The organism is Hymenobacter sp. GOD-10R, assembly GCF_035609205.1.
Lineage (GTDB): Bacteria > Bacteroidota > Bacteroidia > Cytophagales > Hymenobacteraceae > Hymenobacter.
This window is the reverse complement of the sequence record NZ_CP141184.1, coordinates 5815250-5836017: the sequence shown is the minus strand read 5'-3', so window position 1 is coordinate 5836017 and position 20768 is coordinate 5815250. Positions and strand designations below refer to the sequence as shown.

Annotated in this window: 20 protein-coding genes; 5 read left to right on the top strand and 15 right to left on the bottom strand. The window is 54.0% G+C overall.

The annotated features are described in order from the left end of the window. Positions 1-27 precede the first annotated feature (27 nt). The 5 genes from SD425_RS23285 to SD425_RS23265 all read right to left on the bottom strand — a co-directional run bounded on the left by SD425_RS23285 (position 28) and on the right by SD425_RS23265 (position 3582). Positions 28-603, bottom strand: coding sequence for an NAD(P)H-dependent oxidoreductase subunit E (locus SD425_RS23285; RefSeq protein WP_324672804.1), 576 nt, complete (start codon positions 601-603; stop codon positions 28-30). A 21-nt stretch (positions 604-624) separates the two neighbouring features. Then, positions 625-1887 (bottom strand): NADH dehydrogenase (quinone) subunit D, encoded by a 1263-nt coding sequence (gene nuoD / locus SD425_RS23280; RefSeq protein WP_324672802.1) that lies wholly within the window; start codon positions 1885-1887, stop codon positions 625-627. Between the two features lie 17 nt (positions 1888-1904). Next, complete coding sequence (locus SD425_RS23275; RefSeq protein ID WP_324672800.1) at positions 1905-2474, bottom strand: NADH-quinone oxidoreductase subunit C; 570 nt, start codon at positions 2472-2474, stop codon at positions 1905-1907. A gap of 76 nt (positions 2475-2550) precedes the next feature. Continuing rightward, positions 2551-3108 (bottom strand): NADH-quinone oxidoreductase subunit B, encoded by a 558-nt coding sequence (locus tag SD425_RS23270; RefSeq protein WP_324672798.1) that lies wholly within the window; start codon positions 3106-3108, stop codon positions 2551-2553. Between the two features lie 75 nt (positions 3109-3183). Next, positions 3184-3582 (bottom strand): NADH-quinone oxidoreductase subunit A, encoded by a 399-nt coding sequence (locus SD425_RS23265; RefSeq protein ID WP_324672797.1) that lies wholly within the window; start codon positions 3580-3582, stop codon positions 3184-3186. A gap of 129 nt (positions 3583-3711) precedes the next feature. Here SD425_RS23265 and SD425_RS23260 point away from each other — a divergent pair, with 129 nt between their 5' ends. After that, positions 3712-4314: a Uma2 family endonuclease gene (locus SD425_RS23260; RefSeq protein ID WP_324672795.1), complete on the top strand. Its 603-nt coding sequence runs from the start codon at positions 3712-3714 to the stop codon at positions 4312-4314. 65 nt (positions 4315-4379) lie between these two features. Here SD425_RS23260 and pruA read toward each other — a convergent pair whose 3' ends face one another. The 5 genes from pruA to SD425_RS23235 all read right to left on the bottom strand — a co-directional run bounded on the left by pruA (position 4380) and on the right by SD425_RS23235 (position 8113). After that, on the bottom strand, positions 4380-6050 hold the full coding sequence (pruA, locus tag SD425_RS23255) for an L-glutamate gamma-semialdehyde dehydrogenase (protein WP_324672793.1): 1671 nt from the start codon (positions 6048-6050) through the stop codon (positions 4380-4382). Positions 6051-6159: 109 nt separating this feature from the next. Next, entirely contained in the window at positions 6160-6567 is a 408-nt protein-coding gene (locus SD425_RS23250) for a hypothetical protein (RefSeq protein WP_324672791.1), read from the bottom strand. Between the two features lie 5 nt (positions 6568-6572). Further along, positions 6573-7268, bottom strand: coding sequence for a YjjG family noncanonical pyrimidine nucleotidase (locus SD425_RS23245; RefSeq protein ID WP_324672789.1), 696 nt, complete (start codon positions 7266-7268; stop codon positions 6573-6575). A 135-nt stretch (positions 7269-7403) separates the two neighbouring features. Further along, positions 7404-7721: a (2Fe-2S) ferredoxin domain-containing protein gene (locus SD425_RS23240; protein ID WP_324672787.1), complete on the bottom strand. Its 318-nt coding sequence runs from the start codon at positions 7719-7721 to the stop codon at positions 7404-7406. After that, the gene (locus SD425_RS23235) at positions 7718-8113 is read right to left on the bottom strand and encodes a metalloregulator ArsR/SmtB family transcription factor (RefSeq protein ID WP_324672785.1); all 396 of its coding nucleotides are present in this window, start codon (positions 8111-8113) and stop codon (positions 7718-7720) included. Before SD425_RS23235 ends, SD425_RS23240 begins: the two co-directional genes overlap by 4 nt. 108 nt (positions 8114-8221) lie before the next feature. Between SD425_RS23235 and SD425_RS23230 the strand changes: the two genes are divergently transcribed. Continuing rightward, positions 8222-8908, top strand: a complete 687-nt coding sequence (locus SD425_RS23230) for a carboxypeptidase-like regulatory domain-containing protein (protein WP_324672783.1) — start codon at positions 8222-8224, stop codon at positions 8906-8908. 197 nt (positions 8909-9105) lie between these two features. After that, positions 9106-10485 carry an NAD(P)/FAD-dependent oxidoreductase gene (locus SD425_RS23225; RefSeq protein ID WP_324672781.1) on the top strand — a complete coding sequence of 460 codons (1380 nt, stop codon included), beginning with the start codon at positions 9106-9108 and terminating at the stop codon, positions 10483-10485. Between the two features lie 76 nt (positions 10486-10561). Here the strand turns inward: SD425_RS23225 and SD425_RS23220 are convergent, their stop codons facing one another. Continuing rightward, positions 10562-10936 (bottom strand): PH domain-containing protein, encoded by a 375-nt coding sequence (locus SD425_RS23220; RefSeq protein WP_324672779.1) that lies wholly within the window; start codon positions 10934-10936, stop codon positions 10562-10564. A gap of 47 nt (positions 10937-10983) precedes the next feature. Further along, entirely contained in the window at positions 10984-11415 is a 432-nt protein-coding gene (locus SD425_RS23215) for a hypothetical protein (protein WP_324672777.1), read from the bottom strand. 675 nt (positions 11416-12090) lie between these two features. Here SD425_RS23215 and SD425_RS23210 point away from each other — a divergent pair. Together SD425_RS23210 and SD425_RS23205 are read left to right on the top strand one after the other, a co-directional pair. Next, positions 12091-13203: a 1,4-beta-xylanase gene (locus SD425_RS23210; RefSeq protein ID WP_324672775.1), complete on the top strand. Its 1113-nt coding sequence runs from the start codon at positions 12091-12093 to the stop codon at positions 13201-13203. 44 nt (positions 13204-13247) lie between these two features. After that, the gene (locus tag SD425_RS23205; RefSeq protein WP_324672773.1) at positions 13248-14327 is read left to right on the top strand and encodes a glycoside hydrolase family 43 protein; all 1080 of its coding nucleotides are present in this window, start codon (positions 13248-13250) and stop codon (positions 14325-14327) included. 131 nt (positions 14328-14458) lie between these two features. Here SD425_RS23205 and SD425_RS23200 read toward each other — a convergent pair whose 3' ends face one another. From SD425_RS23200 to SD425_RS23190, 3 genes are all read right to left on the bottom strand, one after another. After that, entirely contained in the window at positions 14459-15973 is a 1515-nt protein-coding gene (locus SD425_RS23200) for an arylsulfatase (RefSeq protein WP_324672770.1), read from the bottom strand. Between the two features lie 217 nt (positions 15974-16190). Next, positions 16191-17654, bottom strand: a complete 1464-nt coding sequence (locus SD425_RS23195; RefSeq protein WP_324672768.1) for a RagB/SusD family nutrient uptake outer membrane protein — start codon at positions 17652-17654, stop codon at positions 16191-16193. 12 nt (positions 17655-17666) lie between these two features. After that, positions 17667-20747: a TonB-dependent receptor gene (locus tag SD425_RS23190; protein ID WP_324672766.1), complete on the bottom strand. Its 3081-nt coding sequence runs from the start codon at positions 20745-20747 to the stop codon at positions 17667-17669. Positions 20748-20768: the final 21 nt, after the last annotated feature.

Sequence of the window (20768 nt, the reverse complement as noted above, 5' to 3'; positions counted from 1 at the left end):
AATAAGCGTTGTGCTGATGGCCAGCTGTTAGTTATTCTTCAATGAGTTAGGCAAACCTACTTCTTCCCAAGGCAGAATAGGACGGTGTACCTGATTACGAAGCTCAGTAAGCATGGCGTCTACCGCCTCAGGAGTATCTAGCTTTTCGTAGTACTTCTCCCGAACCTGCACAATAGGAGCAAAGCCGCAAGCTGCTAAGCACTCTACCTCTTTCAGCGTGAACAAGCCATCCTCCGAGGTGGGTCCACCCACTTTGGCGCCCGTGATGCGCTCTAGGTGAGCAGTTAGCTCATCAGAACCACGCAGCATGCAGGGGCCCGTCCGGCAAATTTCCAGTACGTGCTTGCCCACGGGCTTCAGGTTGAACATGGTGTAGAAGGTAGCTACCTCATACACCTCAATCGGCTTGATACCTAGCGTATCAGCTACTAAGTCTTGTACTTCGGGGCTCACCCAGCCGCCAAACTCAGCTTGTGCCATGTGCAGCACCGGCAACAGGGCCGACTTTTTGCGGTCGTCGGGGTAATGGGTGAGTAAGCGTTTAATTTCGACTTGGGCAGCAGGCGAAAACTGAGGCTTGGTGGGCGCGGTTGTGGATTCCATAGGGGTCAAGTTCAGCAAAAACTACGCGTCCAGTTCGCCGGCAATTACGTTCATGGAGCTCAGCGTCACGATGGCGTCGGAGAGCGATTGGCCTACTACCATTTCCGAGTACGCTTGGTAATAAATGAAGCACGGGCGACGGAAGTGCAGGCGATAAGGCGTGCGGCCACCATCTGAGATTAGGTAAAAACCTAGCTCGCCGTTTCCTCCTTCCACGGAGTGATACACCTCACCCACAGGCGCTTCAATCTCGCCCATGATGATCTTGAAGTGATAAATCAGGGCCTCCATGTTCTTGTACACAGCCTGCTTGGGAGGCAGGTAGTAATGAGGAGCGTCGGCGTGGTAAGGGCCTTCGGGAAGGTTTTCCAGCGCTTGCTCAATAATGCGTAAGCTCTGCCAGATCTCTTCGTTGCGCACTAGGTAGCGGTCATACGTGTCGCCGTTAGTGCCCACCGGTATTTCAAAATCGAAGTCTTCGTAAGAAGAATACGGGTTCATTGCGCGCACGTCGTAGTCGACACCGGCAGCGCGCAGGTTAGGACCTGTGAAGCCGTAGTTCAGCGCCTTCTCTGCCGTGATGCCACCCACGTATTGGGTGCGGTCCATGAAGATGCGGTTGCGGTCAAACATACTCTGGAACTCCCGCATAACGGCTGGAAATTCCTTTACCCACTTGCGCAACTTCTCTAGCGCTACCGGTGAAAAGTCGCGCTCCATGCCACCGATACGGCCCATGTTGGTCGTCAGGCGAGCACCGCAGACTTCTTCATAAATCTCGTACACCTTCTCGCGCTCCTGGAACACGTATAGGAAGCCTGTAAAAGCACCTGTGTCAACACCCAATATGGAGTTACAGATTAGGTGATCAACGATACGGGCTAGTTCCATCATAATTACGCGCATGTACTGTGCGCGTTTCGGAACCGTGATGCCAAGCAGCTTCTCTACCGTCATGTGCCAGCCCATGTTATTGATGGGCGACGAACAGTAGTTCATCCGATCGGTGAGGGGCGTAATTTGGTACAATGGCCGGCGTTCGGCAATTTTTTCGAACGCCCGGTGAATGTAGCCGATAGTCGGCACGCCCGACACAATCCGCTCGCCATCCATTTGCAGGATGTTCTGGAAGATGCCGTGCGTAGCCGGGTGGGTCGGACCTAGGTTTAGCGTGGTCAGCTCCTGGTTGAAGTCGTTGACCGTCGGAACTAGCTGGTTATGCTGCTGCTCGCGCGCTTCTTGAATAATTTTGTGGGTACCTGCTAGCGTGTCGTTGACTGCCATAAGTATCAGGTCGAGGCCTAACGGCCGAAGAATAAGTCTGTTTTGTCTTCACGCGTACCATCTTCCAGCGGATATTCTTTCCGCATAGGGTGATAGTCCATGTCTTCCACATTCAGGATGCGGATAAGATTGGGGTGACCAGGGAAGATGATACCGAAAAAATCATACGCCTCACGCTCCATCCAATTGGCGGTGGCATAGAGGTCGGTGAGTGTCGGTACCACTGGGTCACTGATTGGAAAGAAGATCTTCAGCCGCAGTCGCACGTTGTTCACGAGGCTATGCAGGTGATAGATCATACCTAGCTCCTTGCCTTCATGATCAGGGTAGTGAATCCCGCACATCGTGGTCAGAAAATGAAACTGCATTTCCTGCTCGGCTTGCAGCGCCTCGATAATCTCATGAATCCGCTCGCGGGTTGTTGTAGCCGTTAGCAAACCGTAAGGCTCCTCTACATCAGTGAAGGCATCTTCGCCAAACATCTGGTGTAAGTTGGTCAACACACGGTTGTTGGAGAGCTTGGCCGGATCTTCTTCGGCAACAGCAGCAGCTTGAGCGGCAGCAGATTCTTCGTTCGGTTCAGCCATTGGGAGTATTGAGTACTTGGTACTGGGTATTGAGATGTAGGCAAAGCCTAATTACTCAATACCCAGTACCAAGTACTTATTTGATATTATAGGAAGACAACAGCTCCTGATATTCAGGTGAGTTGCGGCGACGTAACGATTCGTTTCTAGCTAGGTCCTGCACACGCATCAAGCCGTCCAACACCTGCTCTGGGCGAGGTGGGCAGCCAGGCACGTACACGTCGACTGGGATGATGCGGTCGATGCCTTGTAGCACAGAGTAGCTGTCAAAAATGCCACCTGAGCAAGCACAGGCACCCATCGCCAGCACCCAGCGGGGCTCGGCCATTTGCTCGTACACCTGCTTTACAATCGGTGCCATTTTCTTGGCGATAGTGCCCATCACCATCAGCAAGTCAGCTTGGCGCGGCGAAAACGACGGGCGCTCGGAGCCGAAACGCGAGATGTCGTAGTGGGCACCCATGGTGGCCATAAACTCAATGCCGCAGCACGAGGTAGCAAAGGGCAAAGGCCACAAGGAATTAGCGCGGGCCATGCCCACTACCTTCTCCATGGAAGTGGCAAAAAAGCCAGCACCTTCAATGCCGTCGGGAGCGGCTACTGTTTTGATTTCGGGAACTCGGATATCGTTCATGAGAGAAGTCGAGTAGGAAGTAAGAACCTATAAAGCCAACACCAGCGGAAAAGTAAAAGTTTGCTAGTGTTAGACTTAGGCATTAGTGCCAGTCCACTTCAGGATACCCTTTTTGATAACGTAAGCGAAGCCTGCCATCAGCAAAGCCAAGAACACAATCATCTGCACAAACCCTTCAGTACCTAGCTGACGAAAGTTGACTGCCCAAGGATACATAAAGATAACCTCCACGTCGAAAAGCACAAACAGAATAGCGGTCAGGAAGTACTTCACCGAAATCGGCGTACGGGCATTGCCCACCGATTCGATGCCGCACTCGAAGGAGCTATCCTTTACTGTGCTCTTGCGCTTAGGACCTACCAAGTGCGATACGACCATCGCAAAGGCTACAAACGCTAGTGCAAAGCCTAGCTGGGCTAAAATGGGAAGGTAATCGGAAGGTTGATATTGGGGAGCAGGAACGACAAGTAACATACGAACTGCGAGTAAAGACAAAAATGAAAAACGGATAGAGGCAAATGTAGCAGTTCAGTCCTTGGGAACAAAGGTTTGCGGCAGCGGCAGCAGAAAGGCTATATTTAGGAGAATTGATAACCTAGGTCTATGGCACAAACGCAACCTTCAGCGCGGCTTTACACCGTTGAGGAATATCAGGCCTTCGAAGCAACTTCGCCTGAACGGCATGAGTTTTACCGCGGTGACATTATGGCGATGTTGGGCGGCACTGCCAATCATAATGAATTGGTCTTGAACTGTGCTGCTGAATTACGACAGACTGTTCGTCGTCGAGGCTGCCGGGTATTTACCGAAACCGTGCAGTTGGAAGTAGCCGAAGGTATTCACTACACCTACCCCGATGTGATGGTAACCTGCCACGATAAAGACGTGACGGCCGAGCGGATCATGCGCTACCCGGTGCTAATTATTGAAGTAATATCGCCTCTTACCGCCGACCGGGATTGGTTATGGAAGCTGTTTCGATACCAACGCTTGGCTTCCCTACGACACTATCTGCTTATTTCCCAACAATATCAAGCAGTGGAGTGGTACTACCAGACCAATGAAAGCAGCGAGTGGCAACGTGAATTGCTCACGAAGCCAGAAGAAGCTATAGAGATTCCAGAGCTAGGTGCGCGGCTGTTGCTAGCAGATATTTATGCGAGCCTGCGCATTCCGCTCGTGACGGATGATAAGGCAGGAGGGTAGTTAAAGACAACAAAATAAAAAGCCGCTCCAGCACCCTGGAGCGGCTTTCTTAACTGAACCTAGGTCTAGAACCCGCCCTGACCAGTCACGTTTAGGTCTTCGCCAGTTTCCACGCCCATGAAGGGGTAGCGATAATCGACCGGCGGCACGAAGGTTTCCTTGATGGCGCGTGCCGAAGTCCAACGAAGCAGGTTCAGCATGGAGCCGGCCTTGTCGTTGGTGCCACTGGCGCGGGCGCCACCGAAGGGCTGCTGACCTACTACAGCACCAGTAGGCTTGTCGTTGATGTAGAAGTTGCCAGCCGCATGCACGAGACGCTTCGAAGCTAGGTCGATGGCGTAGCGGTCTTGGGAGAAGATAGCGCCGGTGAGGGCGTAAGGCGACGTCGTATCGATGAGGGTGAGCGTTTCCTCAAATTGGGCGTCTTCGTACACGTACATCGTCAGCACGGGGCCAAAGAGCTCCTCACACATTGTCACGTACTTCGGATCTTTAGTCACGATGACAGTTGGCTCGATGAAGTAGCCTTTCGACTTGTCGTGACCACCGCCAGCAATGATTTCCACGCTGGAATCAGCCTTAGCAGCATCGATGTAGCGGGCTAGCTTATCGAATGAGCCTTCGGTAATAACAGCATTGACGAAGTTGCCGAAGTCCTCTACGTCGCCCATTCTGAACGAAGCTAGGTCTTCTTGCACGTAGCCTTTCACCGCTTCGTACATGCTGCGCGGGATGTACACCCGTGAAGCCGCCGAGCATTTCTGACCTTGAAACTCGAAGGCGCCGCGCGAAATAGCCGTGGCTACCTGACGAGGATGCGCCGATGGGTGCGCAATGATGAAGTCCTTGCCGCCCGTTTCGCCCACGATGCGCGGGTACGAGCGATACTTGTGAATATTCTGGCCAATGAGGCCCCAGATGTTCTGAAACACACCCGTCGAGCCGGTGAAGTGGATACCGGCAAAGTCGCGGTGGTTGAAGATGATGTCACCAGCAACGGGGCCGTCCACATAGATTAGGTTGATAACGCCGTCGGGCAAACCCGCTTCGCGGAACAGCTCCATGAGCACGTAAGCCGAGTACACTTGTGGATAAGCAGGCTTCCATACTACCACGTTGCCCATCATCGCTACCGACGTAGGTAGGTTGCCAGCAATAGAAGTGAAGTTGAATGGCGTAAGGGCAAACACGAAGCCTTCCAGCGGGCGGTGCTCTAAGCGGTTCCACATGCCCGGCGCCGACTCAGGCTGCTGCTTGTATATTTCCTGCATGAAGTGCGCGTTGAAGCGGAAGAAGTCAATCAACTCGCACGCTGCGTCGATTTCCGCCTGGAATGCATTCTTGCTCTGACCTAGCATCGTAGCCGCATTTAGGCGGGCACGGTACGGCCCGGCCAGCAGCTCGGCCGCTTTCAGGAAGATACCGGCGCGGTGCTCCCACGGCAGCGAAGCCCACTGCTCACGAGCGGCGAGGGCCGCCTCAATGGCTTGGGTTACGTGGCTAGCATCGCCTTCGTGAAACTGACCTAGCTTGTATTGGTGGTCGTGGGGTGGCGAAATGGTGATGGTGTTGCCGGTGCGCACCTCTTGTCCGCCGATATACATCGGAATGTCGAGGTGCTGTTGCTTCAGTTCCTTCAGCGCTTGCTGTAGCTCCGCACGTTCTTTGGTGCCGGGAGCATAGCTTTTAACGGGTTCGTTGATGGGGGTGGGAACGTTAAAAAAGCCGTTGGCCATTATTTTCGGGGTTGGTTGATGTAAGAGAGGGTGGGGCAAAGGTAGACTGTAGATTTTGAGGATAACCCAATAGCATACGAGTTACTAGCAACAAGAGCCTTGTTGTTTATCACTGCTGGCGAGAGGTATTTAGTAGAGGTGCCATTAGCATAAGACTGACTAGTAGCGCAATACCATACTGCCATGTAACAGATGTTTCGGCAGTAGGCAAAGCTTCAAATGGAGCAGTAGAAATATAAGATATGTCGATTGGCATTCCTACGTTCATAGCATCATGCTGACTGTGCGAGGTTTGCACTAATGCAGTTACGAGTCCGCGTTGTGGGTGCTCATAGCGTACACGCATCTCATATACGCCACTACTGCCTGAGCCCTGCTTTCCTAATAATTGATACACTGTAGCAGGAGCTTGGTCTCCATGTAGTACCCGCCAGCGCCAAACAACCTTACCACCAACTACTAGTAGCAGCAAAAGGCCTAATAACGGTAAAATCTGTTCTGTAAAATACTTGTCCATAGCTGCTACAGAATTCTCTTCAATTCGCTCAAACAGCTGATTTCGTAAGTAATCTGGGCGGAGTGACGGCGCTTTTCGGGGTTGAAATACACTTGGTCGATACCCGCATTGTAGGCACCCAGCACGTCGCACTCTAGGTTGTCGCCGATCATCAGACTTTCAGCGGCCGTGGTGCCGGCGCGCTCCAGGGCATGGTCGAAGATGCGGCGGTCGGGCTTCAAGCAGCCAATGTGCTCGGAGGTAACGACTTCCACGAAGTAGTCGGTGAGGCGGGAAGAGGCTAGCTTGATATGCTGAATGTCCTGGAAGCCATTCGTAATCAAGTGCATCACGTAGCCTTTGTCGCGCAAGTAGTCGAGCACTTCGTGTGTGTAAGGGAACACCGCCGATTTGTACGGCAATATGTCCGTAAACTGGTCCGAGATATCCGTTGGTATTTCGTCTTCGGGCACCCCTAGCTTGGTGAGGGTGCGTGTAAAACGGATACTGCGCAACTCCTTCTGGCCGATCTTATTGGCTTGATAGAGCCGCCACAGCGCGTGGTTTACTTCGCTATAACGCGCAATAAACGTATCGACGGAGAAGCCGTAGCGACCTAGGTTGTGGAGCTCGAATAGGGTGCGGAGCGTCTCATCTGCGTTTTTTTCAAAATCCCAGAGGGTATGATCGAGGTCGAAGAAGAGGTGGCGGTAGGTTTTCAAGTAACAGGTATCAGTTAATAGTTAACAATAGCGGCTGTCATTCCGAACGCAGTGAGGAATCTGAGTTGCGACGCACAAACACTCAACCCCAGATTTCTCACTGCGTTCGGAATGACAAACGGTTCGGCGCGACAATCAGTCAAGTAGTAAACGCGTAACTACTTGGCCCGCACCTAGGTGGTCGTGCACGATTTCGGCAGCGTCGCTAGGTTCTACGTCGCCGTAGAAGATGCCTTCGGGATAAACAACCACAGCGGCGCCGTCGCCTTTCTTGCAATGCTTACACAAATCCAAGCAGTTGCAGGTTTGCACGCGGTTCTTGTATTTCTCTCCATCCGCAAAGACGGACTTGAGATGCTGCTTCTTCAGTTCCTTCTTTAGGGCTTTGGCTAGGTCTTCACCCACGCCGCTTTTCTGGTTGGTGCAGACAAAAAGATGATGGTCGAGTTTCATTCGGAGATGGTGCCGGTCCAGCGGCGGTTCTGTAGTTTGTACGCGGCTAGCTCCCGGTTCGACCACAACGTTTTATAGATCTGTTGGTCGTGCATGAGCTGCGGGTCGCGCTCCATGAAGGCGAGTAGTTGTTGAACTAGATCGGCCGTTTCATCCTTCAGGAAATAGAATACCCAGTTGTCAAGCCGTCGGAAGCTTACAAGCCCAGCGTTTTTTAAGTATAAGAGTTGGCGCGACGTTTTCGTTTGCGTGAAGTCGAGCACTTGTTCCAGGTCAGAAATGCACATTTCCTGATTACGCCACAGCAAATGCAGGATGCGTACCCGCGACTCGTCGCCGAATGCTTTAAATACTTGCTGGCCGAATGCAACGGTAAAGTGTTTTAGGCGCATCTTTTATCGAAACGCAGGCGGAGGTGCCGCTTGAGTGTCAACAAATTTACAGCAAAGCGGCCGGTGCCCTCCGAAAGAGCCGTATTATTGTAGTCTATCCTACCCAGTATGTTTGGTTTTGTTCGATTTCGTTTGCTTACGGCGGGCTTAGTTCTCGCTCTAATCATCGTGTTGGTCGGCGTGGCCGCGCCAGCACGCGCGCAAGGGCAGAGGGCCGTAGTGCAGTTCACGGGTATTGTGGCCACGGGCGACAGTTTGCTAGGGGTGCCGGGCGCCTCCATCTTCGTTCCGAAAGCTGGTCGCGGTACGGCTACCAACGAGTACGGATACTTTTCGCTGCCAGTGTTAGCCGGCGATAGTATCATCATTCGGTCGCTGGGCTACCGGAACCAAACCGTGGTAGTGCCCGCCGACTACACGCGCCAGAGCTACTCCGTGATTGTGCAGCTGAAGGAAGATGCTACCATTCTGCCCGAAGTGCGCATCTTCCCTTATGCTACCGAAAAGGAGTTTAAGCAAGCTTTCCTAGCCCTGCGCTTGCCCAAGCAACGAGGTTCGCGGGCCGCCGAAAACCTCAGCCCCGAGATTATGCAGCGCATCTTCAACAATGCTCCTGTTACGAGCATGGGCAACTACCGGCAAACCATGCAGCTCCAACAAAACGACTATAACCGGCGCATGGGCACGGCACCTTCGCCGTACACGTCCAACCCCTTGCTAAACCCATTCAGTTGGCTACAGTTGATCAACCAGATCAAAAACGGGGATTTTAAGAAAAAAGACAGCGACGACTAAGTCAACCACTACAACGCCCAGCCTCGGTTGGGCGTTTTTGTTGAAATAGGTTATGGTAGTAAGCCTCAAACAACCCTAGGTTAGTTGGATGGGCAAGCGCAACCAGAAGCTAGGTCGGACAAAATTTACGTAACCAGCCACCTCCTTTTGGTGTTAAGGTGATTGGTGCTCTCGCACTACCTTTCTGTTGAAGAAGTATGGATGCAAATATTCCGGTTTCTGCTCACCCGCGGGTTGTAATTGTTGGCTGTGGTTTTGGTGGTCTGCGGTTGGCGAAAGAGTTACGTGACGCTCCGGTGCAGGTCGTCATGATTGACCGTAACAACTACCACAAGTTTCAGCCGCTGCTTTACCAAGTTGCTACGGGTGCTCTCGAACCCGATAGCATTGCCTATCCCATCCGGAAAATTTTTGCCGGTCAGAGCAACTTCTTCTATCGCATGGCCGATGTGCAGTGCATCGACTCGAAGAGTAGCGTAATCGTAACGACGGTAGGAGAAATCCACTACGATCATTTGGTGATAGCCACCGGCTCCCTCACCAACTTCTTCGGCAATGAGGCCATCGAAAAGCATAGCATGCAGATCAAGAGCATCCCGAATGCCTTGAATTTGCGCAGCTTTATCTTCCAGAACTTCGAGAAAGCCCTGCTCACCAACAACCCCGAGGAATACCAGGCCCTCATGAATATCGTGGTGGTTGGAGGCGGCGCCACGGGCGTGGAGATTAGCGGCTCGCTGGCCGAAATGCGCCGCCACGTATTGCCCAAAGACTACCCCGAGCTAGACCTAGAGCAGATGCAGATCTTTCTAGTCGAGTCGGGTGGGGCACTGTTGAAGCCGATGTCGAAGAAGTCACAAGACGATTCGCGGCGGTACTTAGAAGACCTAGGGGTGAAAGTGCGCCTGAATACCAGAGTATTGCGTTACGAAAATAGTCGCGTGTATTACTCTGACACCGAGTATATTCCGACGGACAACCTTATCTGGGCTGCCGGGGTGAATGGGGCCGAAGTCCCCGGCTTGCCACCCGAGGCCATTGCGCGCAACAAGCGCATCAACGTGAACCGCTGGAACCGAGTCGACGGCTTCGAGAACATCTACGCTATCGGCGACGTGGCGAACATGATAACCGACGATATGCCGCAGGGCTTGCCGATGCTGGCGCCCGTGGCGCAGCAGCAGGGCACGCACCTAGGCAAGAACTTCAAGCGCATTCTGAAAGGCCAGGCGCCGCTCGATTTCAAGTACTACAACAAGGGAGTCATGGCGATTGTGAGCCGCAACAAAGCGGTTGTTGATCTGCCCAGAGACATTCACTTCAATGGTATCTTCGGCTGGTTCACCTGGCTCTTTGTGCACCTAATGACGCTCGTAGGCTTCCGCAACAAGGTAGTAGCCTTTGCCGATTGGGCTATTGGTTATTTCAGCTCCGATCAGGCATTGCGCCTCATCATTCGTCCTTTCAATCGCCTCGACATGAAAGACGACAAAGGTAAGAAAGCCGCTGAACGTCAGAATGCTACTCCTCAATATAATCCCACGCCGCCGGCTATTCAGACGCCGGTAACAACCTAGGTTTGTTAGCGAAAGAACATCATTTCGACCAGCGGGAGAAATGATGTTCTTTTAATTAACAGTTCTGATAGAAAGCCTACAGCGCATGTTCCCCGAGGGTGCGGTACACGTCGTAGATGCTCGTATCGTTGCTGAAAGTGAAACCGAGTGGTTCTACTTGCCCCCGTACCCAGATTTTTAACTCCGACTCGAGGTCGAAATGGCCGGTCGTTTCCATTGAAAATCGCTCGACGCTGCGGTAAGGGATACTCAAGTATTCCACTTTCTTGCCCGTCACGCCCTGCTTGTTGGCCAAGATGAGGCGCTTGTTGGTAAAAATGAGCTGGTCACGGAAGATGGCGTATGCTTTTTGTATCTGCTCGCCGGCACCTAACAGGCGCGTAAGCTCTTGCTGCAACGATTGGGCATCGCTTTCGGATGCATTGCCGAGAAGGCTATCGAGAATTCCCATAAGGTGAGCGGTTGGTGTGGTGAATGACCAAGCTACGAGAAATAGGCTTACTCCTCCACGCGCATAGCGCAAGCGGTTTGGGAAATGTTCGTCAGCACAACTTGCGGGGCCTCGTACCAAGGCCGATTGGCCATGCAGTAGTTGTGCACAAGTTCCTCCTCCGTAGCCGGACGAGCGTCAAAAAACAACTGCTGACCCCGGCTGATACTGCTGGGGAGCGCCGTGAACGTCTCTACAACGTTTGCGTAGGTGGTGCCTGCTACACTTTCTGGGCCAGGCAGCACTGGACCACCGTCACCCTGAAAAACGAGGCTTTTGCCTAAAGGCATATCAGTATCTAGCTGAATAAGATACGCCCCATCGCAAGTAGTACCTAGCACAATGCCGTTTACACACTGAGGCGCAACGGCTTCTTTATCACAAGCAGTAAGGTTAGTTAACAATAGGGCACTCAGGCAATACAGAGCCAGTTTTTTCATGAGGTGGAAAAGAATAGCAGTTGGGGCGCTTACAAGATTCTAACAAGGATAAATTGGTTGCATAGCCAAATAAAAATGCCGTAGCAACGCTGTTATGGAGTTCATAATGATAGTATTAAATACTGTTATTTGCTAATGCTGTAAAGGATGCTGAATGACAGAACCGGCTTGAGTCACTTGCCCTCAGTATAGCAAGCAATTCCATCTTGCCCCTTCCTACTGGCGTCGCTGAAAGTGAAGCGCAATAAAAGCTAGCTAGTGCTCTTGCAGGGCTGAACGATAAGTACACCTAGGTTTCATGCAATCCTTTGCACAAACTCTAGCCTTTTTAGCTTAGCATAGATCGGTTCATATCGCCTACTAGGCTTATGACCATGTCTGTATACCTACATTGTAGCTAGTAAGCAGCTTAGCCCGTTCGTAGTCATTCTAGGATTGAGGAAGGTGACCTGTTCTGTAGCTCAATAGAGTAACACAATTTCTGTCTCGGGAAGAAGCTAGGATGCACTTTCTCTCTGGTAGATGATCTGTTCAAAGCGAATTCGCGAGAATGTGCAAACGATTGCACATTCTTTCATACTTTAGAGCACTTGATAGGGGCAAAACTATGCCTGTATCAAGCACTAACGCTTACCACACTTCCATTTTCCAAACCCCACCTTATTCTTTCTTTTCATGAGGAAAATTTCCGCTCTGTTGCTTGGTTTGCTGCTGCTCGGTGCGCCAGCAGTGCAGGCTCAAAAAGTCAAAACGAAGGTCAAGGCGACTAGCGCTGCTATGTCCGCTACTCAGGGGGCACGCTGGTCTACTGAGAAAGCCAATGCGTGGTACCAAGGTCGGCAGTGGATGTCGGGCGCTAATTTTATTCCTAGCACTGCCATCAACCAGCTGGAAATGTGGCAAGCCGATAGTTTTGACCCTCAAACCATTGACAAAGAGCTAGGGTGGGCCGAAGGCATTGGCTTCAATACCATGCGTGTGTTTCTGCACAGCTTAGCGTGGAAGCAAGACCCAGCGGGCTTCAAGAAGCGGCTGAACGACTACCTAGCTTTGGCCGACAAACACCACATCCAAACGATGTTCGTGTTTTTCGACGACTGCTGGAACAAGACCTACCAGCCGGGAAAGCAGCCGGCGCCAAAACCGGGTATACACAACTCGGGTTGGGTGCAAGATCCCGGCGACCCAGCTTCGCGTGACTCAGCTACATTCGTGCAGTTGAAACCGTATGTAACCGATGTGCTGACCAGCTTTGCCCACGACAAGCGCATTCTGCTGTGGGACTTGTATAATGAGCCCGGCAACGGGAACAAAGGCGTGGCCTCGTTGCCACTGCTGCGTAATGTGTTTGCTTGGGCCCAAGCTGCCAACCCGGATCAGCCGCTGAGCGCTGGTCTGTGGAACTGGGACTCAGGTTTTAAAGAACTGAATGCGTTTCAGGCGACACATTCCGATGTGATGACTTATCACTGCTACGATGATGTGCCAGCACACGAACGTATCATTTCGCTGCTCTCGACGCACAATCGGCCACTGCTCTGCACTGAGTACATGGCGCGGCCGCGCAACTCGCGCTTCGTCAATATGATGCCTTTGTTGAAGAAATACAACGTGGCTGCCCTCAACTGGGGCCTAGTAGCCGGCAAGACCAATACGAAGTACCAATGGGATGTGCCCATTGCCGACGGTAGCGAACCAAATGAGTGGTTTCACGAGGTATTCCGTCCCGATGGCACGGCCTACCACCAGGATGAAGCCGATTTCATCAAGAAAATGAATAGCAAATAGGGGTGATGTTTCTAGTAAATAGACAAGCTCCTCGTCAGCATCCTGTGCCGCTGATTCTTGGTGCAGTACTGAGTATCAGCCTGCTGCTAGGTGGCTGCGCCCGGCCGCAAAGTCAATCAGCGGCGGCTTCTACCTCAGCGGCTGCTACATTTGCCAACCCGCTGCTGCCATCCGGCGCTGACCCGTGGACTACTTACCACGATGGGTACTACTATTACACCCATACCACGGGCCGTAACCTTACGCTCTGGAAGACCAAAAGCCTCGCGGAGCTGAAAACAGCGGAGAAAAAGGTGGTGTGGACGCCGCCTGACACTGGCCCTAACAGCCGTGACATTTGGGCGCCCGAGCTGCACTACTTGCAAGGGAAATGGTACCTATACTATTCGGCGGATGCTGGTACCAACCAAACGCACCGCGTATGGGTGCTCGAAAACAGCTCGCCCGATCCGCTCGAAGGTACTTGGATCGACCGCGGGAAGATAGCGGATCCGGCCAACGACAAATGGGCTATCGATGGGTCGGTATTTGAGAATAAAGACAAGCTGTATTTTATCTGGTCGGGTTGGGAAGGCGACGCCAATGGGCGCCAGAGCATCTACCTAGCTCCTATGAAAAACCCGTGGACCTTGGCCGGACCGCGGGTACTGGTATCGACCCCCACGTACGATTGGGAGCGAAACGGTGATCTTAACAGTCCCAATGACCCAGCTCACGTCGACGTGAACGAGGGACCCGAAGTATTGCGGCACGGCAACAAGCTGTTTCTGGTTTATTCAGCCAGTGGCTGCTGGACTGACTTCTACGCCCTCGGCATGTTGACTGCTTCGGCAAACGACGACCTGCTCAACCCAGCTTCCTGGACCAAAACGGCAACGCCGGTTTTCCAGCAGTCGGCTGCTAACAAGGTATACGCCCCCGGCCACAATTCCTTCTTTACCTCACCCGATGGCAAGCAGAACTGGATCCTATACCACGCCAACGATGAGCCTGGCCAAGGATGCGGCCGTTTCCGCTCGCCGAGAATGCAGCCCTTCACGTGGCGCACCGACGGCACGCCTGACTTCGGCACACCCGTGCAGACCGGGCAGGTACTACCGGAGCCGCCTGCGGCGCGCAAGTAAGTAGTTGAGACTAAACGCTGAGCTCCTAGCTCATCATGCCAAGTTGGTTGCATGGTAAGCTAGGGGCTCTGTGCTATTATCTACATAGAACGTCATGCTTCGACCAGCTCAGTATCCGCCAATTACGCAGGCTAGTGCAGTTGCAGTTCCTCGGTATTAGCCTGAAAATCGGGGCCTACTACTTGTTTGAACTGTTGTTGTAGTTCGGTGAGCTTAGCTGGTTGGATAGAAGCTAGGTTAGTGCGTTGCCCTAGGTCGGAAGCAAGGTTGTAGAGTTGGGGAGTGGGAGAGAGGCCCGTCTCAAGGTTCACTTCTTCGTTGAGCGGCTTGCCACGATAAGGCGGAATAAGTAGCCAGTCACCGGAGCGGAAGGCTAAGCGTCCGGAGGCTTCCAGCACCAGATTGGCGCGGCCTTTTGTCGATTTGCCTAAGAACGTGGCAAGCAGGTTTTGGCTATCCAGTGCTTGCGTGGAGCTATGAACCAAAGCGGCTAAAGATGCTAGCAAATCAACCTGGCTCACCACGGCATTAGATGTGCCTTGCTGCACATGCCCAGGCCAGTTCACGATGAACGGTACACGCGTGCCAGCTTCCAGCAAGCTGTACTTGCCGCCCCGAAACTGTCCCCAGGGTGTGTGCGCGCCGTTTTTCTCCACTGCCTCGTCGTAGTAGCCATCATTCAGCACCGGACCATTGTCGCTGGAGAAGACGACCAGCGTGTTATCCGCTAGGCCATCCTCCTGAAGCTTGCGCATGATTTCGCCCACGCACCAGTCGGCCTCCAGTACTGCGTCGCCGCGCGGTCCTAGGCCCGATTTACCCGCGAAGCGGGCTCCGGGCACGCGTGGTACGTGCGGCTCATGCAAGGCGTAATACAGGAAAAAAGGCTGCTTCTGGTGCGCATCGACGAATGCTTTTGCCTTTTCCAGAAACACTGCAGCGATACTTGCGTCATCCCAAAGGGCTGCTTTTCCTCCTTTCATGTAGCCGATGCGCGGAATGCCGTTGTGTACGCTTTGGTTGTGCCCGTGATGCCATTTCATCTTGGTCATCAGCTCCGGGTTCGTAAGGGCGGTGGGCTGGCTTGGAAAGTTCTTTTCGTAGCTCACGTAGAGCGGGTCATTAGCCTGTAAGCCCGCCACACGGCGGTTCTCGACGTATACCGTGGGCACCCGGTCGGCGGTGGCGGCCATGATGTAGGAATAATCAAAACCTAGGTCGTTGGGCGTTTCCATGATGGGCTGGTTCCAATCAACGTGGCCTCGGCCGAGCCCTAGATGCCACTTGCCCACTACGCCGGTGGCGTAACCTTGCTGCCGAAACATGTCGGCCATGGTCATGGACGCCGTGTCGATGAGTAGAGGCGCGTCGCCGGGCAGAATCTGAGCATTTTTGTTGCGCCACGGGTAAGTGCCTGTTAATAAGGCAAAGCGGCTTGGCGTGCAGGTAGCTGAGGTAGCGTAACCATTGGTGAATCGCACGCCCGATGCAGCCAGCTTGTCAATATTAAGCGTCGCAATCTTGCCCTGGTTGTTTGCACTCACGTCGCCGTAGCCTAGGTCATCAGCGTAGATGATCAAGACGTTGGGCTTTGTGGTAGCGGCGGTTTCATGGGTTGTACGCTGCTGGCAACTGGTAGTAGCCATAGCCAGAAACGAACTGATAACTACGTACAGTAATCGAGGAAGAGAAATACGAGCAGTCAACGGGCAATTCACAGGCACAAAGTTCTAGTAGGGCGTATCGCAGCAGGCAATTTCTTGAAAGCTCGAAGAAGGAGAAACGACTGAGAGCATGCTACCTAGGCTGCCTTTCCCGAAGTCGCCGATAGCTTCGGGAAAGGCGCGTTTTTTTAAGTAAACTTTAATACCCTGGGTTCTGGACGGCCAACTGGTTGGCATCAATCTCCGACTGCGGAATGGGGAAAAGCACGTGCTTATTGGCATTCGCCACTGTAACCCCGCGCGCCTGGGCCAGCGAAATAAACTTGCCGTGTCGAATAAGATCCTCGCGGCGCTTGCCCTCCGAAATAAACTCCCAGCCCCGCTCGCGCAGAATAGCATCACGGAAGCTGCTGGCCGACGCAATATCGGCAGCGGGCAGGTTGGCGAGGCCGGCGCGGGTACGCACCTGGTTCACGAGGGCCACGGCCGCGGCCGTGGGGCCGCTTACTTCGTTGAGGGCCTCGGCGCGGGTGAGCAGGATGTCGGCGTAGCGCAGCAGCGGCACGTCGGTAGCGCTGTTGTTACCGAGGGTGCTGTTGTCCCAGTATTTAAAGCTACGGGCGTTGTCGGGCGTGGTCATCAGGTCGACGGTGGCGCCGGACGTATTCACGTAGGTTTTTACCACCAGTTGCCCGCGTTGGTCGTTGGCGGCAATGGTGTTCACGAAGGCCGAGCGCAGACGGTATTGCGTCGCAAAATTTGCCATGGCCGTCGTCCACACGAAACCCGGAATTTGGGGCGTGGTTTTGAAAGCTGGGGGCAATGCGCCCGCCATAAACCAGTTGCCGTAACCCGCCACGTTCAGGCAGGGCGACACTATAATCATCTCCTTATTGCCTTCGTTTTCAACGCGGAACAAACCCGTGAAGGAAGGATACAAGCTATAGTAATTCAGCCCAATGACTGACTGGCTGACATCGGCAGCTTTCTGCCACTGCTTGGTATTTAGCAGGAACTTGGCTAAGGCGGCGTACGCGGCTCCCTTGGTAGCGCGCCCGAACGCCTGTTCTTTGCCAGGGTCCGGTAGATCAGCTACGCACTCAGTCAGCTCCTTCTCGATGAAAGCTTTCATCTCATCGTCGGTGGCGCGGGCTTGGTCTTTCACCGTGGTGCTGGACGTGCGCAGCGGCACTGGGCCATACCAGCTGTAGAGAATGGAGTAGGAGTAAGCGCGCAGAAACCTAGCTTCCGCCGTGAATTGCCGCTTAATGGCATCCGACGCGGTTACGTTGGCTACGTTATCGAGCACGATGTTGGCGTCGCGGATGCAGTAGTAGTAAGGCGCCCACACGTCGCCCAGGAAGTTCGCGACCGAAGGGTCCCAAGTGAAGTTGATGAACTGGCTCAGGTACAGGTTTTCGCCGCCGCCGGTGTTGTAGGCCATGTCGGTCGTCACCTCCGATATGTTAATGCGGATGCGGGTCGGCTCCTGGTTTTGGAAGTTGCCGTAGGCTGAGTATAGTACCGCTTGCAACCCGTTCTGAGTCGTGAGCACGTTGGAAGGCGCCAGCTCCGACTGCGGCTCCACGGTAATAAGATCTTTGCAGCCGCCGAGCGTCAGAAGCACGAGTAGGCTCAGGCCGATTTTGGTAGGGATTTTCATCGAAGAGTCGGCTTAAAATTGGACGTTCACCCCGGCTAGATAGGTGCGGGTGCGGGGGTAAGAAGCGTAGTCTATTTTGATGATGTCGCTGCCGATGGTGTTGGCGGCGGGGTCAGTGCCCGAGTAGTTGGTCCAGGTAGCTAGGTTCTGGCCCGTCACGAACACCCCAAGGGAGTGGATAAACTTGTTCGTGGGGAGAGGCACGGTGTAGGCTAGGCGCACCGATTGCAGGCGCAAGTAGTCGGCTTTATCCACGGTGGTCGAGTTCACCACGCGCTGGCCCTGCGATACCGGATTGACGAACGAGGGATACTCGTTGGTCGGATTATTGGGCGTCCAGCGGTTGAGCAAAGGCTCCGCCACGCGGTTGCGGCGGAAGCTGAAGGGGAAGTAGCTATCGACCAAATTGTTGTTCAGGATGCTGCCACCCTGCGCACCTTCCAGGAAGATGTCGAGCGACAAGCCTTTGAACTGAAGCGTGTTGGTGAGGCCATAGTAGAAATCGGGGAGTGACTTGCCGAGCACCACGCGGTCGGCGTCGGTGATTTGGCCGTCGCCGTTCTGGTCTTGGTACTTCGTGTCGCCGGGCTTCACGCCAGCAGGGGCCTTGCTCAGGTCGTCGTTTTGCTGCCACACGCCCGTCACCTTGTAGCCGTAGAAGTTGCCCAGCGACTCGCCTGGCCGAATGATGCTAGCATTGGAAATGTTGCCGCCGCTACCTTGGTAAATGGGGGCACTGCCGCCCAGCGATAGTATGCGGTTCTTGAGCGTGGTCAGGTTAGCATTCACGTTCCAAGAAAAGTTTTTCTGGCGAATGAGCCCGCCCGTTAGAGCAAACTCGAACCCGGAGTTGCGCACGCTGCCCACGTTGCGCACTTGGTTGGCGTAACCTGTGCTCAAGGGCTGAGGCACGGCGAGCAGCAAGTCAGAAGTTTTGCGGTTGTAGTACTCAAACGAACCCTGCAAGCGGCCATCGAACAACGCGTAATCAATACCTAGGTCGGCTTGCACGGCGGCTTCCCATTTCAGGTCAGCATTGGGGCTGCGCGAGGGAAAAATAGCCGGGTAGCGCACGCCGCCCTGCACAATGTTGCCCCCATATGCGAAGGTAGAAGTATAGAGGAAGTTGCCGATGTTCTGGTTACCAATGGCGCCGTAGCTCGCGCGCAGCTTCAGCTCGGTGAGCCAGCTGTAGCTTTTCAGGAAATCTTCTTCGGATAGTTTCCAAGCCAGCGCTAGCGAAGGAAAATAGCCCACTTGGTTGTTGGGGCCAAAGCGCGAGGAAGCGTCTGCCCGCATCGACACGGTGGCTAGGTACCGATTGTTAAACACGTAATTGACGCGGCCTAGCAGCGAACCTAGCCGCGTTTGGCTGCGACCACTGCCGACTTGGTTCAGTGCGCTGTTTCCGTAGCCGATGGCGTCGTACGTCAGGTCGGGGAGGGTGAAGCCGCGGGCGCTGGCCGAGAAGGTATTCAGGCCGAAGTGCTCGTAGGTAGCCCCCAGCACGGCGCTAATGCTGTGCTTACCTAGGTCTTTGTTGAAGTTCAGCGTGCCTTCCGTGAGATAGTAGTTGCGGTTGCCGGAGAGGATGGTCGCTAGGCCGCTGTTCTGCTGCCCAGCCAGCGTAATCGGGTCGAGCCACTCATTACGCTGACTCACGTTCACGTCGCCGCCTACCCGCAGCCGCACCGAGAGCGAGGGCAACAGGTAGTACTCGCCGTAGATGTTGCCGAACGTACGGTACGAATCGCTGACGGCGTATTGGCCATTGATGAGCGCTACCGGGTTGTCGATGGTCATGGCCGTGGAGCGGAAGTAGGAGCCATCGGGGTTGTAGATGGGCACGGTCGGATCGTAGCTGATAGCCGAGTACAGGGCGTTGGCGTTTTCGTTGATGCCCTGGTCGCCCGTCGAGTTCAGCTTGTCTTTGATGTACGACGTGCTCAGGCTTACCCCAAAAGCGTACTTCTGCGCCACACGGTTTTCTAGGTTCAGGCGCGCCGAATAGCGCTTGGTAGCGGAGTTCAGCACCACACCCTGCTGATCGAAGTAGCCTAGGGAAGCGAAATACTTTGTGTTGGTGCCGCCGCCTGATAGCGAGAGGTCGTGTGTCTGAGTAGGTGCTGTGCGATACAGCTCTTTCTGCCAATTGGTATTCACGTAGTTGTCAGGCACGCGCTGAGTAGCGTCGGCAGCGCCGGCATCTACGAGGGCATTCAGCACGTCGTGGTACTCCTGGCCGGTGAGCATGCGCGGATAGTGTGCCACTTCCTGCCGACCGTATTGGGCGCTGTAGTTGAGCCGCATGGCGCCACTGGTGCCACGCTTGGTCGTGATAATCACAACGCCGTTGGAGCCCCGCGAGCCATAAATAGCTGTTGCGGAGGCATCTTTCAGTACTTCAATGCTCTCAATATCGGCTGGGTTAAGGGCGTTAAGCGGGTTGCGTGGGTTCACGTTGCCTACCGAGCCCGCCCCGTTGCCCGTGATGGGCGCGTCGTTGTTCATGGGCATGCCGTCGATGACATACAGCGGATCGTTGCCGGCTGTGATGGAGCTAGCGCCCCGTATTTTGACGCTTATAGCGCTGCCTGGCTCCCCGCTTTTCTGGTACACCTGCACGCCCGCCACGCGCCCCTGAATGGCCTGCTGCACATTGACGATGGCGCCCGGCGTCAGGTCTTTCTCCTTGATAGAAGCTACGGAACCGGTCACGTCACTCTTCTTTACGGTGCCGTAGCCCACCACCACCACGTCGTTCAAGGCGTTGACGTTGTCGGCCAGCGTAACGTTGATAGTGGTACGCTGCCCCACTGTTGCTTCCTGTGTAAGAAAGCCCACGGAGCTGAATACCAGCACACTGTTTGGGCCCTGTACGGTGAGGGTGTAGCTGCCATCCGCCCCCGACGCCGTGCCGGTCGTCGTACCTTTTACTAGTACTGTGGCCGCCGGAATACCTTCACCATTCTTCGACGTAACCCGGCCCGAGATGCTAATAGCTTGTCCGAAGCTAGCTTCTAGACTAAGAAGGAACACAACAACCAGCAGCAGACTTTGCCGCACTGGTTTCAACAATAAAGGTGTCTTCATAGGAATTGTGTTGGTGTGGGG

Excerpts from the sequence above, each read along its gene's own strand:
- SD425_RS23250 (WP_324672791.1), bottom strand. The coding sequence starts at position 6,567 with ATGGACAAGTATTTTACAGAACAGATTTTACCGTTATTAGGCCTTTTG.
- SD425_RS23190 (WP_324672766.1), bottom strand. The coding sequence starts at position 20,747 with ATGAAGACACCTTTATTGTTGAAACCAGTGCGGCAAAGTCTGCTGCTG.
- SD425_RS23240 (WP_324672787.1), bottom strand. The coding sequence starts at position 7,721 with ATGAAACTCGACCATCATCTTTTTGTCTGCACCAACCAGAAAAGCGGC.
- SD425_RS23270 (WP_324672798.1), bottom strand. The coding sequence starts at position 3,108 with ATGAACGATATCCGAGTTCCCGAAATCAAAACAGTAGCCGCTCCCGAC.
- SD425_RS23200 (WP_324672770.1), bottom strand. The coding sequence starts at position 15,973 with ATGGCTACTACCAGTTGCCAGCAGCGTACAACCCATGAAACCGCCGCT.
- SD425_RS23275 (WP_324672800.1), bottom strand. The coding sequence starts at position 2,474 with ATGGCTGAACCGAACGAAGAATCTGCTGCCGCTCAAGCTGCTGCTGTT.
- SD425_RS23215 (WP_324672777.1), bottom strand. The coding sequence starts at position 11,415 with ATGAAAAAACTGGCTCTGTATTGCCTGAGTGCCCTATTGTTAACTAAC.
- pruA (WP_324672793.1), bottom strand. The coding sequence starts at position 6,050 with ATGGCCAACGGCTTTTTTAACGTTCCCACCCCCATCAACGAACCCGTT.
- SD425_RS23285 (WP_324672804.1), bottom strand. The coding sequence starts at position 603 with ATGGAATCCACAACCGCGCCCACCAAGCCTCAGTTTTCGCCTGCTGCC.
- SD425_RS23195 (WP_324672768.1), bottom strand. The coding sequence starts at position 17,654 with ATGAAAATCCCTACCAAAATCGGCCTGAGCCTACTCGTGCTTCTGACG.
- SD425_RS23210 (WP_324672775.1), top strand. The coding sequence starts at position 12,091 with ATGAGGAAAATTTCCGCTCTGTTGCTTGGTTTGCTGCTGCTCGGTGCG.
- nuoD (WP_324672802.1), bottom strand. The coding sequence starts at position 1,887 with ATGGCAGTCAACGACACGCTAGCAGGTACCCACAAAATTATTCAAGAA.
- SD425_RS23225 (WP_324672781.1), top strand. The coding sequence starts at position 9,106 with ATGGATGCAAATATTCCGGTTTCTGCTCACCCGCGGGTTGTAATTGTT.
- SD425_RS23260 (WP_324672795.1), top strand. The coding sequence starts at position 3,712 with ATGGCACAAACGCAACCTTCAGCGCGGCTTTACACCGTTGAGGAATAT.
- SD425_RS23230 (WP_324672783.1), top strand. The coding sequence starts at position 8,222 with ATGTTTGGTTTTGTTCGATTTCGTTTGCTTACGGCGGGCTTAGTTCTC.
- SD425_RS23265 (WP_324672797.1), bottom strand. The coding sequence starts at position 3,582 with ATGTTACTTGTCGTTCCTGCTCCCCAATATCAACCTTCCGATTACCTT.
- SD425_RS23235 (WP_324672785.1), bottom strand. The coding sequence starts at position 8,113 with ATGCGCCTAAAACACTTTACCGTTGCATTCGGCCAGCAAGTATTTAAA.
- SD425_RS23220 (WP_324672779.1), bottom strand. The coding sequence starts at position 10,936 with ATGGGAATTCTCGATAGCCTTCTCGGCAATGCATCCGAAAGCGATGCC.